The sequence below is a fragment of the Lysinibacillus sp. NPDC093216 genome (genome assembly GCF_050280325.1).
GTDB lineage: Bacteria > Bacillota > Bacilli > Bacillales_A > Planococcaceae > Lysinibacillus.
Genome location: NZ_JBNNVB010000008.1, coordinates 134,213 through 148,067, shown reverse-complemented (window position 1 = coordinate 148,067; position 13,855 = coordinate 134,213). Strand labels below are relative to the sequence as shown.

Below are 13,855 nucleotides of genomic sequence, written 5' to 3'. Positions count from 1 at the left end.
AAACCAATTTTTTATTTTAGGCAGTTTGACATAAGGAGCAAGTTCACCAAACGTTCCTGCACTGACCATCCAAATAAAATAGAACTGAAAAAAATCCTGCTACCATTTAAGGCAACAGGATATTGACAACTAGATGTTCAAATGCTGGGAAAAATGTTGTTGATAAAACAATGCTAATTAATGCAGCTACAATCATAGCAAGACTTGCAAAAGTACCTTCTAGCTCACCAAATTCAAATGCTTTAGAGGTACCCGTACCATGTGCTCCCATTCCTAACAGTAGACCTCTAGAGGATGGTCGATGGAAACGACATACTTTAATAACTAATGGTGCTATTAGACTCCCTAAAATACCAGTTACCATAACGAAAACTGCAGTAAGAGTAGGAGAGCCACCAATCATATTGGAAATGTCCATCGCTATTGGTGTAGTAACTGAGCGTGGAACTATGCTATGCACAAGCTCATTATTTAATCCAACTAATACAGCAAAGATAAATGATGATGTAATAGCAACAGCTGAGCCAACTGCAATACTTAGAACAATTTCAAAAGCATGTTTCTTTAATAGGTCAAAATTTTTATAAATTGGTACCGCAAATGCAACTGTTGCTGGCCCTAGTAAATTTGATAAAATACCGGCCCCAGCAGTATAGGATTTATAGGATGTACCCGTTAGTAGCAAGATGATAATTGCCACTAATGGTGTGATTAGTATAGGTGTTAACCATTCCTTCTGATACTTTTTATAAAACATTTTACTAGTATAAAAAACTGCGATAGTACCTAGTAAACTTACTATAGCTATTAACAAGCTCATGCAGTATCACCTTTCTTTCGTTGCCCTAGCAATTGTGCTGTGAAACCTGTTGCAAACATTACAACTATGGCACTCAATACAATAACAAGCACAGCTTTCACACCTTGCACACCGAATAATGCAGTATAATCGATTACTCCGATAGCAGATGGAATGAAAAATAGTAATAATTCACTAAGTAATAAACCTGCACCTAGCTCAATCCATTCAAGCTTAATAATATGAAACTGCAAAAGTAAAAACAATAAGACTAGTCCAATTATGCTCCCTGGAATCGGCAAGTGAAGTAGACGTGCAATACTATTCCCAATAAATAAAATTACATAAAGATAGCCGATTTGCACGATACTATTGACGATTTTCATGGTCATCCTTCTTTCAATTTTTTATCCCGCTTAACGGTCAGAATATAGATCACTTCTGCTAAGTGCAGACCGTAAAAGCCCGATTGGTTCAACTAACAAGTACATTGTTTATTAGTTGAATATTATGCTACTATACTTTACACCTATTTACGTTACGTGTAAAACAGAAAAAGAATCTACCACCAAAAAGTTTGGTAATAGATTCTTCCTATTGGCGATAACTAAGCAACACAAATAAGTTATGCATCGGCATAATTGCGTCTGGAAGGTTTGACTTCTTTCAGCGGATGTTTCGACAGCCACTGAAAGAAGTTAAACATTCCTCATATATAAAGATTTTTTTGGCTATTTTAAAGTCTTAACAATTATATAGGGGTTTCTACTGACAAGTATAAGGCCCCATTGTGAATCTAAAATTGTGCTATTGTAAAGAATTCGTTAATTTTTCGGAATCATGACAATCATTTTTGTCCCGACGCCAACTTCACTTTCTACCTGAATGCGACCGTGATGCGCCTCTACTAAGTGCTTCACAATAGCAAGCCCTAAACCTGTACCCCCAGAATTCCTGCTTCGTGCACGATCCACACGGTAAAACCGTTCAAAGACACGGGCAATTTCATTCTTTTCAATTCCTATACCTTGGTCTTCAATTTCAAGAATACCGTACGTTTCATTTTCCTTTAATCGAATCGTAACGATTGTATTTTCCGGAGAGTACGTAATAGCATTAGTAATTAAATTAGTGACAATTTGAATGATACGATTCGCATCACCCATTACCTGAACATCACGTTCTATATCAACATGAAAGCTCATATTTTTCTCATCCAGACGAGGTCCAGTCAGCTCTGCTCCACGTATAAGTACATCTTGCAAGCCCATCGGCATAATATTAACGGTAAAACCATGCTGTTCAATTTTCGATAATTCTAGTAAATCCTGGATAAGCATCTGCAGACGGTTACTTTCCTTATAAATGATCTCTAAAAAAGATAGCAGCATTTTTTCATCCTTATATGCACCATCCAGTAAAGTTTCAGAAAAGCCTTTAATAGATGTAATAGGTGTACGCAATTCATGGGATACATTTGCTACAAAATCCTTACGAATCTGCTCTAAACGAACAAGCTCTGTAATATCGTGCATAACGATAACAACACCAAGCCATCGACCATGATCCCCTATAACAGGTGCTCCATACACTTCCTTATTGTACAGCTCCTGTTGGACCTCCATTTTAATTTGTTGTCGATAAGGCATTTCAGTTAGAAACACATGGTCGATAAATTGCTCCAGGGATTTAGGTAAGCCAATTGTACGAAAAACTTTCCCTTGTACATCGTCAATTTGCATACCGAAACGCTCTAAAAATACACGGTTCACGATAGATATATTCCCCTCACGTCCAATCATCATGAGGGAGCTTCCCATGTTTTCAATTAACGTTTTAAGCCTTTCCTCTTCTACCTCGCGAATCGCCGTAATATCCTGTAAGTTACGCGCTAAAATATTGATGGAGTGACTAAGTGGCATCATGCGTTCATGCTCATTTTCATGGGCACGAGCACGGTAATTTCCCTTCGCCAGTTCAAGTGCTGTATCTGTCACGTTATCAATAGGAGCAGTGAAATTTCGAATCATATAGCGACTTACAATAGCCATTAAAATAAGCGCTATTAAAAAAAGAATCGCTAGCACAACATAAAGTCGCGCATGAACAGTCGATATTAGAGAATCTGTTGCCTCAATGTTTTGAGCAGTATACAGTGCCTCTCTATCTTCTTTTGATAGTTCAATCTTTCGTTCATCTAATACTTGGTTAACGGATTCTTGCACCTGTGAACTAGCTTGCTCATTGTACTGTTCTATATAAACAGGAAAAAGCTGACCTATAACAATCATTAGGACAGCTAATATCGATCCAAGCAATAGCATGAATGTCAAGAATAAGCGGTTGCTCATTGATTTCATGTCGTCTTCGGCTCCTCGAATTTATAGCCAAGGCCACGAATTGTCTTGATGAACATCGGCTTACGGCTATTTTCTTCGATTTTATCGCGAAGGTGGCTAATGTGTACATCTACAATTCGAGTATCACCAGCAAAGTCATACTTCCATACAGCACTTAATAGCTGATCACGTGTTAAAACCCGGTTTTTATTTTCAAGTAAATAAATGAGTAGCTCAAATTCCTTTGGTGTAAATTCCAGTGCCTCATCCTGTAAAAATACTTCAAAACGCTCTGGAAAAACACGCAATTGTCCAAATTCAAACATTTTCTCTTGTGGCCCATTCTTCTCTTCTGGCACTACATTTTGTGTAAAACGTCTTAAAACCGCCTTTACCCGTGCTAACACTTCGCGCGGACTAAAGGGCTTTGTCATATAATCATCTGCTCCTAGCTCTAGACCAAGTACTTTATCGAACTCATCATCCTTTGCTGTTAGCATAATAATAGGTGTATTCATACGTTGTTGACGGATCTGTTTACAAACCTCCATACCATCAAGCCTTGGAAGCATCAAATCTAATAAAATTAAATCTGGTTGTAAGTCGATTGCCTTATCTAGACCCTCTTGACCGTCTGCGGCTGTTTCTACAAGATATCCAGCCTGTTCTAAATTATATTTCAATAATGTCGCAATCGAAAATTCATCTTCTACAACTAAAATCGTTTTTGTCATGTTTAAAGCCTCCGTTAGTGATTTGAAACCCCCATTTCAAATCTCAAGACGTCTATAAAGTAAGCGGTGGTGTCACCAGCAAAGTACCCTCAATCATAAGCTGCTTCTGCTCATTATAAGAGTGTACCGATACAGTAATTGTATTTTGCAATTTATTTACTTCTGTTACCTCTAAAAGAGTATCAAATAATTCGTAATGATAGAGCGGTTCTAAATATTTTATATGTTGCTCAATAATTCGTGCACCTGGTCCAGGGATATACTTTGACACAGCTGAAGTAATAATGCCATTTAACATGATTGTTGGTACGATTGGCTTTTGAAAAGGTGTCATCGCTGCATAATCATGTTGAATATAAAGCGGATTATTATCATTCGTAAGTCCTAAATAAAGCAGTAAATCCTTATCTTCTATCTTTTCGGTAATATGAATCTTCTCGCCAACTGTAATTTCATCAATAGTGAGACCAAGCTTACTGTTTTTTTGAAGCAAAAATACGCCAACCCCTTTTCTATCATATACCTTCATAGTATCAATTTTATTCCAAAAGTACAACGAAAAGCAGAAGAACCATTTTATCTTCATTTAGCATTTTTTATTTGTAACAAATAGAACGCGACAGCTACCATTACACCAAAGCGAAATTGATAAAAGTTTACTACCAAAACGTGGGGTTGATTTCCGTTCCAGGCTACTCGCTTTCCTGCGGGCGAGCGCCGAGCCGCTTCCTACGCTTCGCTCCGTGCAGGGTCTCGCCTGTCTCGCTTTCCCACGGGAGTCGAGTAGCCTTCCACTACAATCAGCGATAGCGTAGAATTTCTTATAAATTTATATATTTCAACGCTATAAATGTTCGCATCGAAATGTACATTTTTGTTTGTCTTAGTATGTACACTTTCTCTCAAATATTCATGTGTATGAATATTTACAACTTGACATTGAAACCTCTACTCTCATAAATATCAGCCAAAACCAGCGACTACATAGCCGAACAAGGCTATCATGCTAGCCAATCCAAGTAAAGTTGTAATATACATTGGTGAGCAAAAATGTACATTGTTATACGAGCATACTTACAAGCGCATTTATTATCGCCATGGCTACTCACCAAAATCGAACAGACATATAACAGTGACGCAATTGTAAATCTATTGCTATAGCTTCGTTAGCACTTTACTTTTACACAGACAGAACATTGCAAAGGTTTCGTTTTATCGCTTAATAGATATGTCAGAAAATACATGCTATATGAAGTGGTTGATTGGAGTGGAGGCTGGGCGACTCCTCGGGGATCAGCAATAGAGGAATGAAGGCTAAAACCATCACGTCCTGTGATAACGCCTTCGTGACCAACATCGTGTTGGCCCGAGACCCTGGAGCGAGCAATGCGAGTGAAGCGGCTCATCGGACGCCCCCAGGAAGCTTTGCTCTGTGCGAAAGCGAAGCGGCAGCAATTGTTTTATCTGTGCGTAAGCGTAGCGACAGCAACAACAAAGCGCCCAGTCGGAACGGAAATCAACCACTCGCTTTGCAAAAGAGTCATACTTTAATTAATATGACTTTAATTTCATTGACATAATAGTTTTTCAACAACATGAAATCGAGTAGGAATGAATCCTACTCGATTTCATAAACTCTTATTAAGCTAAAACTTTCATAACGTCGCGGACAGCCTCTGCCGATTTATCTAAAGCTGCTTTTTCATTGTCTGTTAAATCAAGCTCAAAGATTTTTTCTATACCATTTGCACCTAATAATGTCGGAACACCTAGATATAAATCATTGTAGCCATATTCGCCTTCTAAGTATGCAATAGATGGAAGTATACGTTTTTGGTCTTTAATGATAGCTTCCGCCATTTCAATAAGCGCCGCTGAAGGAGCATAATATGCAGAACCATTACCAAGGAGGTTAACGATTTCAGCGCCACCTTTACGTGTACGGTCTACAATCTCTTCAAGACGATCTGCTGGAATTAATGATTCTAATGGAATACCACCAGCGAATGAGTAGCGAGTAAGTGGCACCATTGTATCACCATGACCGCCTAACACAAAACCTGTGATGTCTTTTACTGAGATATTCAGTTCTTCAGCTACAAACGCACAGAAACGAGCTGTATCAAGTACACCTGATTGACCTATTACACGATTTTTAGGGAAACCAGTTTCTTTGAATACTGTGTAAGTCATTGCATCAACTGGGTTTGTAAGAACGAGGATTGTTGCATTTGGTGAGTACTTAGCAATTTCCTTAGAAACAGCTTTCATTACATCTTGGTTAATTTGAACAAGATCGTCACGGCTCATACCTGGTTTACGAGCAACGCCAGCAGTGATAATTACTACATCAGAATCTGCAGTATCTGCATAATTAGAAGTACCTTTAACATAAGAATCATAGCCTTGCACTGGTGCAGCTTCCCACATATCTAGAGCTTTACCTTTAGTTGGATTTTCAGCTTGAGGAATATCCACTAACACTACATCACCAAGTTCTTTTTGAGCCGCTAAAAATGCTGCAGTAGCGCCAGTAAAACCGCTACCGATTACTGAGATTTTTTTTCGTTTCAGAGACATTCGAATACGCTCCTTTAAAATTAGGTTATATACTTTAAAAAAGGGAGGAGAATAAATTCTCCTCCCTCGATTAAACAAGTTCATCGTAAATATTTTATTAAGCTAAGGTCAATAGAAATTTACATTTCACCCTAATTATATCGGCAGAATATACTTCCGCTTTAACTATAATTTCTATTTTAGAATAAAAAATTATAGGTTTTTGATTAATTCAGTAGCGAATTCTGAACATTTTACTTCTTTAGCGCCGTCCATTAAACGAGCGAAGTCGTAAGTTACAACTTTAGAAGAGATTGTTTTCTCTACAGATTTAGTAACCATGTCAGCTGCTTCTTGCCATCCTAAGTGTTCAAGCATTAATACACCTGAAAGTAATACTGAAGATGGGTTTACTTTATCTTGACCAGCATATTTTGGAGCTGTACCGTGAGTAGCTTCGAAGATCGCGTGTCCAGTTACATAGTTAATATTTGCGCCTGGAGCGATACCGATACCACCAACTTGTGCAGCTAATGCGTCAGAGATATAGTCACCGTTTAAGTTCATTGTAGCAACTACGTCGAACTCAGTTGGACGAGTTAAGATTTGTTGTAAGAAGATATCAGCGATAGAATCTTTAACTAAGATTTTACCAGCTGCTAAAGCGTCAGTTTGTGCTTTGTTTGCTGCTTCTTCACCTTGTTCAGCTTTAATAGCATCATATTGGTTCCAAGTGAATGTTTGATCAGCAAATTCTTTTTCAGCTAATTCATAACCCCATTTTTTGAATCCACCTTCAGTGAATTTCATGATGTTACCTTTGTGTACTAAAGTAACAGATGGGCGTTTATGTTTAATAGCGTATTCGATAGCAGAACGTACTAAACGCTCAGTACCTTCTTTAGATACAGGTTTTACACCGATACCAGAAGTTTCTGGGAAGCGGATTTGGTTAACACCAAATTCAGTTTGTAGGAAGTTGATGATTTTTTGTGCTTGTTCAGAGCCAGATTCGAATTCAATACCAGCATAGATGTCTTCTGTGTTTTCGCGGAAGATAACCATTTCAACGTCTTCTGGGCGTTTAACTGGAGAAGGTACTCCATCAAAGTGACGTACTGGACGTAAGCATACATATAGGTCAAGCTGTTGACGTAATGCTACGTTTAGAGAGCGGATACCACCACCGATTGGAGTAGTAAGAGGACCTTTGATTGCGATTAGGTATTCGTTAATTTTGTCTAAAGTTTCTTGTGGTAACCATTCACCAGTTTGGTTGAATGCTTTTTCACCAGCTAGAACTTCTAACCATTCAATTTTCTTTTCACCATTGTAAGCTTTTTCTACTGCTGCGTCGATTACGCGTGATGCTGCAGCCCAAATATCTGGACCAATTCCGTCACCTTCGATGAAAGGAATTACTGGATTGTTTGGTACATTAAGTACGCCATTTTCAACTACAATTTTGTTTGACATTGATGTTGCCTCCTAAATTCATAATCATAGGACTGTGTTTTCAGTAACACAGTCCCAAATATTCTAGCATATTTTCCGAATTAGCGCTCGCTGACTGGAACATATTTTTGCATGCCTGGTCCAACATACTCTGCACGTGGACGGATTAGGCGGTTGTTAGCATATTGCTCTAAAATATGAGCTACCCAACCAGAAGTACGTGATACTGCGAAAATTGGTGTGAATAGGTCATGATCAATACCTAAAGAATCATACACTGACGCAGAGAAGAAGTCTACGTTTGCAGGTAATTTCTTTTGTTCTACGATCATGTCATGGATTTTAACTGACATTTCATAAAGCTCTGGTTTACCAGTTAGCTCAGTTAATTTTTGTGACATTACACGTAAGTGTGGTGCACGTGGGTCGCCTTTGCGGTATACGCGGTGACCGAAGCCCATGATTTTTTCTTTGTTATCTAATTTATTTTGAATATAAGATTCAACGTTTTCAAGTGAGCCGATTTCAGTTAACATTTTCATAACTTGCTCATTTGCACCACCATGAAGTGGTCCTTTTAATGCACCGATAGCTGCAGTTACACCAGAATAAACATCTGATAATGTAGCTACACATACACGTGCTGTGAATGTAGATGCATTTAATTCGTGGTCAGCATGTAATACTAATGCTTTGTCGAATGCTTCAACTTCGATTGCTGCTGGTTCTTCACCTTTAAGCATGTATAAGAAGTTTGCTGCATATCCTAATTCTGGTTTTGGTGCAACTGGCTCTAAACCTTTACGAACACGCGCAAATGCAGTAACTACTGTTGCAATTTTAGCTTGTAAACGGATTGCTTTACGGTAGTTAGCTTCTGTATCCATAACATCCGCTTCTTCATCGAATACACCAAGTAAAGATACTGCAGTACGTAGTGCAGCCATTGGATGTACAGTTGAAAGTGGGTATGTTTTGAATTGATCTACGATTGCTTGTGGAATAGACATGTTGTCTGCCAATTGTTGTTTTAATTCAGCTAGCTCGTCCGCTTTTGGTAAACGAGTATGCCATAATAAATAAATTACCTCTTCGAATGACGCATTCTCTGCTAAATCATCAATGTTGTAACCAACATATGTAAGTGTGTCATCGATAATTGAACTGATTTTAGATTCCGCTGCTACGATACCTTCTAAACCTTTAGTTGCTGACATAAATTATCGCTCCCTCATAATATATTTTTTTGTGGTAAATGCAATTATTAGCTCGCATTTACGTTTTTTGCTCATATGAACCATTAAGTTAATCGCTTACATTGCTATTATAATCATTTTTGACAGCTTTGTGAATGAAAAACCTCCGAATAAAGAAAAAGGTGCACGAGCGATTATAAATGGGCTTCAAAGAGATTCTTTTGCATATTTCAATATTGATTTATCAATTGAAACGGGGTGAATTTGTAAAAATGAGGAATATTAAATATTTTTCATACGAAAGAACTACAAGTGCTTTGTTTTTTATATTCTATTTAGTGATATTGTGGTTCGTATTACCTGTATCACTTGCGATATTTTTGTCTTTTTCTACTTATCCTATCATAAAATTCCTTCACTCTTATTGTAAAATCACCTATTGGCTTGCAGCAATTATTGTGGAAGCACTTATACTAGCTTGCGTTTTTCTTCTCGTTATCATATCGATAAACAGTATTATTCTTGTCTTCCCTGAAATCAGAGATACATTGCAAAATTTCCCACTTTTCAATGAATATGAATCAATGTTCATTCAAGTTTTAAAGGAAAAATCGCTTTCCATTTTCGATTCAATCTTTTTATATACAGCCAATATTTTCCAACTATTCATGAAGCATGTAATTGAAGTATTTATATTCCTTGTTGCTTACTATTTCGCCCTATTGGAAACTCGCAAATCCCGATATTGGTTTTTTCAATATGTGCCAAAAAAATTCCGCAATGAATGGCAGAAGCATTTTTCTAAAATAATGCAGCTATTTCATTACTTTTTGTACGTGGAGTTTCAGCTATTCACGATTACACTGCTCATCCTTTGTGCGGGATTTATGATTCTCCAATTTGAACAAGCCATCATTAAAGCTTTTATAGTTGCATTTGCAGATGTACTTCCGTTCTTTGGGATTGGGGTATTTCTTGTACCTATGAGCATTTATTTTTACTTAAAAGGCAATACCTTTTTATGTGTAGCTATTTTACTTTTGTATCTCTTCGTTCAATTAACAAGGCAGCTAGCTGAATCCATGCTTTGGTCAAATACATTACAATTACGTACATTCCATACTTTTTTCATCAGTGCTGCCTCTATTTTATTATTTGGTTTTTACGGCATCTTACTGAGCCCTATATTTTTATTTTTGGCGGTTAAACTAAAGGATAATGCTATTTTTGAACGATGATAAATTGACCTTTTTTCATTTTTTTCCGCATCCAATAATAAAAGATTGGCTGGAACATTTTGCGAGAAAAAGGCATGAGCAGTAATAAACCAACAAGATCTGTTATAAAACCTGGTAATGCTAGAAGTACACCACCACTGAAATTTAATACTGTGTCAACTAATACTGGTCCCGGAGCTTCTCCGCGTGCTATCGTATTTTTTACCTTTTGTACAGAATTCATACCTTTATTTTTCACTATATAAATACCTATAATACTCGTAGCGACTATAAGCAATAATGTATTTAGAACACCAATATTTTGACCAATTACTATTAATAACGCCAACTCGGCTAATGCATAGACAATGAAACCAAGAAAAACTTTTCTCATATTTTTCTCCTTTCTAGCTAAAAAAAGCTATACCTTATATACGTTATTATAGCCCAATAAGTTTCATTAAAAAAACAATGGGTCCTATTTAAGAGATGACGACGCTATTCTTTTTATAGTAAATCTCGTTCCATGAGAGAAAGGGAATAATTTTTATTTAGTAAAGTAAGTTTAAACTAGGCAAAATTAGCTCATCACCATAACGCGGGGTTGATTTCCGTTCCGGCTGGGCGCTTTCCTGAGGGCGTCCAGCCTCCACTCAAATCAACTTATACACACGACATACTTTTTAATAAAATGTCATCCCTAGATTTCGTTGAAAGACCGCAATTACTTCTTTACTATAAGAAAAGCTCTAGTGCAAATAAGTTGCACTAGAGCTTTTTATTATAGATTAAAGAACACTTGCATGCCCTTTGTAAATAACTCCTGTTTCAGCATCCATTGTAATTTCTTGACCGTGGCGAATCAATGTAGTGGCTTCTTTTACCCCGACGATAACAGGGATACCAAGGCTTAGTCCTACAACCGCTGCATGACTTGTTAGCCCGCCCTCTTCTGTAATCAAACCAATACAATTTTCAAGTGCTGGCATCATATCACGATCGGAACCAACCGTTACTATAATGCATCCGTCTGTGTCATAAGCTAGTGCCTCTGCTGCATTTTTAGCAACAACTGTTTTACCTACTACAGAAGCTTTACCGATTCCTTGACCACGAGCTAATAAATCGCCGATGATGTGTACCTTCATTAAGTTAGTAGTACCTGCTTCACCTACTGGTACACCTGCTGTAATGACAACTGCATCACCATGCGTTACAAATCCATGTTTCAAGCTTTCATCAACAGCTAGCTCTAAAATTTCATCTGTTGTCGTAACTCGTTGACAAACAACTGGGTTCACACCCCAAACTAGTGTTAATGCGTGAGCTGTATTAGCTGAACCTGTTACAGCGACAATCGGTACACCAGGACGATATTTTGCAATCATTCTAGCTGTGTTACCACTTTCTGTTGGTGCAAGTACTGCCTTTACGCCTAAGTTAATCGAAGTGTATGCTACTGCCTGAGAAATCGCCTCAGTCATATTTGCCTCTTTTTCACGACTACGTGTAGAGACGATTGCCTTATAGTCTAATGAATTTTCTGTACGCAGTGCGATTTTATTCATTGTTTGTACGGACTCTACTGGATAAAGCCCTGCTGCAGTTTCACCAGAAAGCATAATTGCATCTGTACCATCAATAATTGCGTTTGCTACGTCACTAGCCTCTGCTCGTGTCGGACGTGGATTACGCTGCATCGAATCTAGCATTTGTGTAGCTGTAATAACTGGTTTACCTACTTGATTACATTTTAAAATTAATTTCTTTTGTACAAGTGGTACTTCTTCTGCTGGGATTTCTACACCGAGGTCACCACGTGCTACCATTAATCCATCTGAAACTAAGATGATTTCATCGATATTATCGACACCCTCTTGGTTTTCGATTTTCGGGATAATTTGAATGTGGCTACCGCCATTTTGTTCAAGTAATTCTCGAATTTCTAGTACATCCTTTGCTCGACGAACGAACGAGGCTGCAATAAAGTCAACACCTTGCTTACTACCGAATAGAATGTCCTGTGCATCTTTTTCTGTAATTCCAGGAAGTTGTACAGAAACACCTGGAACGTTAACACCCTTTTTATTTTTTAAGACACCTGAATTTTCTACAATCGTATGAATAAGACCTTTTTCCATATCTTTTGCTAATACGCGTAGTTGAATTAGTCCATCATCTAATAAAATAATGGAGTTTTGTTCAACGTCTTCGATTAAACGATCATACGTTACAGAGAAGCTTGACTCCGTTCCTTCCACTTCAGTCATTGAAATATCAATGACTTGCCCTGCTGCTAAATGCAATTCTCCGTTTTTCATATTGTGTGTACGAATTTCAGGGCCTTTTGTGTCGAGTAAAATCCCAACTGGTTTCCCTAATTTTTGTGCTACTTCGCGAATTAAATTAATACGTACTTCATGCTCCTCATGGGAACCATGCGAAAAGTTTAAGCGGGCAACATTCATACCTGCTTCAATTAGTTTCTCTAAAATTTCTGGTGACTCACTTGCTGGACCAATTGTACATACGATTTTTGTTTTTCTCATTTTCTGCCCACTCCGTTTTTATAACAAATTATATTGATAGTTCTTTCATTAAAGTATATAAGCTTACATCTGCCTCATGATTTTTTTCGAAAGCCTCAGGCATATCATAGTCAATCACTTGATGATTACGGATACCTACCGCCCTGCCAGACTTTCCTTCCATTAGCAATTCAACTGCATGTGCACCAAATTGACTCGCTAGAACACGATCACGCGCAGTAGGTGAACCACCACGTTGGATATGTCCAAGAACAGAAACACGCGTTTCTTTTCCTGTTTTTTCATATAATAGCTTTGCCAATTCGTTACCAGACATGACACCCTCAGCGACGATAATAATGCTATGCTTTTTCCCGCGAGCTGCACCACGGTCTAAGCGTGCCACAATATCATCCAAATTATAATCTTCTTCTGGAATTAAAACTGTTTCAGCTCCAGCTGCAAGACCTGCCCATAAAGCAATGTCCCCTGCATCTCGCCCCATCACCTCAACGATAAAGGAATTTTCATGGGAAGTTGCTGTATCGCGGATTTTATCAATAGATTCCACAACCGTATTTAGTGCAGTATCGAATCCTATCGTATACTCGGTTCCTGGTACGTCGTTATCAATTGTTCCTGGTACGCCAACAACAGGAAAGCCTTTTTTCACTAAATCCATAGCTCCACGGTAAGAACCATCACCGCCAATAACGACTAGTCCTTCAATGCCAGCTTCACGCATATTGTCAATGCCTCGCTGCTGAACAGCGTCTTCTTTAAATTCGGGACATCTTGCAGAATTTAAATGTGTACCACCACGTTGAATAATGCCACCTACCGAACCTAAATCAAGATTTTCCATACTTCCTTTTATTAAGCCATCATAGCCGTGCTTAATTCCGACAACATCAATTCCATGATATGCTGCCTTACGAACGACTGCACGAATAGCTGCATTCATTCCTGGCGCATCTCCACCACTTGTTAATACCGCAATTTTTTTCATTGTCGAACCTCCTGCAGAT

General features: G+C 38.0%; 12 protein-coding genes. 1 reads left to right on the top strand and 11 read right to left on the bottom strand.

Annotated elements, in window-relative coordinates:
* Positions 1–106: 106 nt before the first annotated feature.
* The 8 genes from ACQKOG_RS11850 to citZ form a co-directional block, all read right to left on the bottom strand.
* Positions 107–820 carry an LrgB family protein gene (locus ACQKOG_RS11850; RefSeq protein ID WP_370075663.1) on the bottom strand — a complete coding sequence of 238 codons (714 nt, stop codon included), beginning with the start codon at positions 818–820 and terminating at the stop codon, positions 107–109.
* The gene (locus ACQKOG_RS11845) at positions 817–1,185 is read right to left on the bottom strand and encodes a CidA/LrgA family holin-like protein (RefSeq protein ID WP_370075665.1); all 369 of its coding nucleotides are present in this window, start codon (positions 1,183–1,185) and stop codon (positions 817–819) included. The genes ACQKOG_RS11850 and ACQKOG_RS11845 overlap by 4 nt, the downstream gene beginning before the upstream one ends.
* A 438-nt stretch (positions 1,186–1,623) precedes the next feature.
* Positions 1,624–3,159, bottom strand: coding sequence for a two-component system histidine kinase PnpS (gene pnpS / locus ACQKOG_RS11840; RefSeq protein ID WP_402868388.1), 1,536 nt, complete (start codon positions 3,157–3,159; stop codon positions 1,624–1,626).
* Entirely contained in the window at positions 3,156–3,872 is a 717-nt protein-coding gene (locus tag ACQKOG_RS11835) for a response regulator transcription factor (RefSeq protein WP_370075669.1), read from the bottom strand. Before ACQKOG_RS11835 ends, pnpS begins: the two co-directional genes overlap by 4 nt.
* 52 nt (positions 3,873–3,924) lie before the next feature.
* On the bottom strand, positions 3,925–4,365 hold the full coding sequence (locus tag ACQKOG_RS11830; RefSeq protein WP_402868386.1) for a MaoC/PaaZ C-terminal domain-containing protein: 441 nt from the start codon (positions 4,363–4,365) through the stop codon (positions 3,925–3,927).
* A 1,148-nt stretch (positions 4,366–5,513) separates the two neighbouring features.
* The gene (gene mdh / locus ACQKOG_RS11825) at positions 5,514–6,452 is read right to left on the bottom strand and encodes a malate dehydrogenase (protein WP_370075673.1); all 939 of its coding nucleotides are present in this window, start codon (positions 6,450–6,452) and stop codon (positions 5,514–5,516) included.
* 192 nt (positions 6,453–6,644) lie between these two features.
* Positions 6,645–7,907, bottom strand: coding sequence for an NADP-dependent isocitrate dehydrogenase (gene icd / locus ACQKOG_RS11820; protein ID WP_370075675.1), 1,263 nt, complete (start codon positions 7,905–7,907; stop codon positions 6,645–6,647).
* Positions 7,908–7,987: 80 nt separating this feature from the next.
* Positions 7,988–9,103: a citrate synthase gene (citZ, locus tag ACQKOG_RS11815; RefSeq protein WP_370075677.1), complete on the bottom strand. Its 1,116-nt coding sequence runs from the start codon at positions 9,101–9,103 to the stop codon at positions 7,988–7,990.
* A gap of 251 nt (positions 9,104–9,354) precedes the next feature.
* Between citZ and ACQKOG_RS11810 the strand changes: the two genes are divergently transcribed.
* Complete coding sequence (locus tag ACQKOG_RS11810; protein ID WP_402868381.1) at positions 9,355–10,320, top strand: AI-2E family transporter; 966 nt, start codon at positions 9,355–9,357, stop codon at positions 10,318–10,320.
* Here the strand turns inward: ACQKOG_RS11810 and ACQKOG_RS11805 are convergent.
* From ACQKOG_RS11805 to pfkA, 3 genes are all read right to left on the bottom strand, one after another.
* A complete protein-coding gene (locus tag ACQKOG_RS11805) occupies positions 10,304–10,693 on the bottom strand; it encodes an FxsA family protein (protein WP_402868379.1) in 390 nt (129 codons plus the stop codon). The two genes, ACQKOG_RS11810 and ACQKOG_RS11805, sit on opposite strands and share 17 nt — an antisense overlap.
* Positions 10,694–11,087: 394 nt before the next feature.
* Positions 11,088–12,848, bottom strand: coding sequence for a pyruvate kinase (gene pyk / locus ACQKOG_RS11800; protein ID WP_370075683.1), 1,761 nt, complete (start codon positions 12,846–12,848; stop codon positions 11,088–11,090).
* 28 nt (positions 12,849–12,876) lie between these two features.
* A complete protein-coding gene (pfkA, locus tag ACQKOG_RS11795) occupies positions 12,877–13,836 on the bottom strand; it encodes a 6-phosphofructokinase (RefSeq protein ID WP_370075685.1) in 960 nt (319 codons plus the stop codon).
* Positions 13,837–13,855 lie beyond the last annotated feature (19 nt).